The sequence below is a fragment of the Streptomyces coryli genome (assembly GCF_011044975.1).
Taxonomy (GTDB): Bacteria; Actinomycetota; Actinomycetes; order Streptomycetales; family Streptomycetaceae; genus Streptomyces; species Streptomyces coryli.
On sequence record NZ_JAAKZV010000499.1, the window covers coordinates 1 to 1,914 of the forward strand.

1 protein-coding gene is annotated in these 1,914 nt (G+C 72.8%); it reads left to right on the forward strand.

What is annotated here, in order from left to right; translation table 11 throughout:
* Positions 1 to 1,914: condensation domain-containing protein (locus G5C51_RS41700; RefSeq protein ID WP_240930289.1), on the forward strand; the 1,914-nt coding region annotated here is incomplete at both ends.

Consider the following 1,914-nt stretch of genomic DNA (forward strand, 5'->3'; position numbering starts at 1 on the left):
CCCCCACCCTCGCCGCCCTGCCCACCGCCCAGATCGGCTTCAACTACCTGGGCCGTACCCCCGCCGTGGCAGCGGAACAGGCCGAGGAGCCGCAGGACTGGACACCCCTCGGTGGAGCCCGCGGAGGTGCGGCAGGGAAGTTCGCGGTCGACCACGCCCTGGAGACGACGTGCGTCGTCCACGACCTCGCCGATGCCGATGCCGATGGCGATGGCGATGGGCCGCAGCTGACGCTGACCCTGGCCTGGCCCGAGCAGCTGCTCAACGGGACGTCCGCGCGGCGCCTGGTCGATGGCTGGGCCGCGATGCTCGCCGGTCTGGCCGCCCATGCCGGCCGTCCTGGCAGCGGCGGCCATACGCCGTCGGACTTCCCGCTGGCCGGCCTCGATCAGGCTCAGCTCGAGGAGCTGGAGGCGGAGTACCCGCGGCTGGCCGAGGTGTTGCCCGTATCGCCGCTCCAGGAGGGGCTGCTCTTCCACGCGCTCTTCGACGAGCAGGCGCGGGACGTCTACGTCGAGCAGATCGACATGGGTCTGGACGGGCCACTCGACGTGCCGGTGCTACGGGCGTCCTGGCAGGCGATGCTCGACCGGCACGCGAGTCTGCGTGCGGGCTTCCGGCAGCTGGCCGGGGCGGAGCAGCCGGTGCAGGTGATCCCCGAGCGGGTCGCACTGCCCTGGCAGGAGGAGGACCTCTCGGCCCTGGGCGCGAACGCAGCGGCGGAGGCCGAGCGGCTGGGTGCCGAGGAGCGGGCGCGGCGCTTCGATCCCGCGGTACCGCCGCTGCTGAAGGTGCTGCTGGTGAAGCTGGCCCCGGGCCGCTACCGGATGATGGTCACGCTGCACCACATCCTGCTGGACGGCTGGTCCCTCCCGATCCTGATGCGGGAACTGTGGACCGCCTATGCGGCCGGCGGGACCACGAGCGGCCTGCCCCCGGTCTCTCCCTTCCGCCACTACCTGGAGTGGCTGGGCCGCCAGGACAAGGACGCCGCACGGGAGGCGTGGCGCCAGGCACTGGCCGGGGTGGACGAGGCCACCCTGGTCGCGCCGGGGGAGCCGGCCGCCTCGGCGGCCACCGACTTCGGACGGGTGGTCACGCAGGCGGGCACGGAGCCGGCCGAAGCCCTGCGCGAGCTGGCCCGCATCCGGGGCCTGACCTTGAACACCCTGGTCCAGGCCGCCTGGGCGCTGGTGATCGGTCAGCTGACCGGGCGCCGGGACGTGGTGTTCGGCGCCACGGTCGCCGGCCGGCCCGCGGAGCTGCCGGGGATGGCGGACATGCTGGGGCTGTTCATCAACACCGTTCCCGTGCGCGTACGTCTGGACCCGGACGCTTCGGTCGCGGAGCTGCTGGCGGAGCTGCAGGCACAGCAGTCGGCGCTGCTCGACCACCAGCATCTGGGACTTACGGAGATCCAGCGCCTGGCCGGTCCCGGCGCGACCTTCGACACGCTCATCGCCTTCGACAACTACCCCACTGATCCGGATGCGGAGCCCGACCTCGGCGACCTGACCTTCACCGACACCGCGCTGCGTGAGTCGACCAACTTCCCGCTCGGCCTGGATGTCGATCCTGCCGACGACCTGAAGCTGCGGCTGGAGTACCGCCCCACCGCCCTCGCGGAGAGCACCGTGCACGCTCTCGCCGAGCGGCTGGTGTGGGTGCTGCACCAGATGGCGGAGGAGCCGCAGGCGCGGCTCGGCGAGCTCGAGCTGCTGGGGGCGGCGGAGCGGTCGCTGGTGGTGGAGGAATGGAACGACACGGCGCGGCCGATGCCGGCGGGGACGTTGGGGGAGCTGTTCGCGGCCCAGGTGGAGCGGTCGCCGGGTGCGGTGGCCGTGCTGGGTGCCGGGGTGGAGTGGTCGTACGCCGAGCTGGACGAGATCTCCGGTCGGGTGGCGGGGGAGTTGG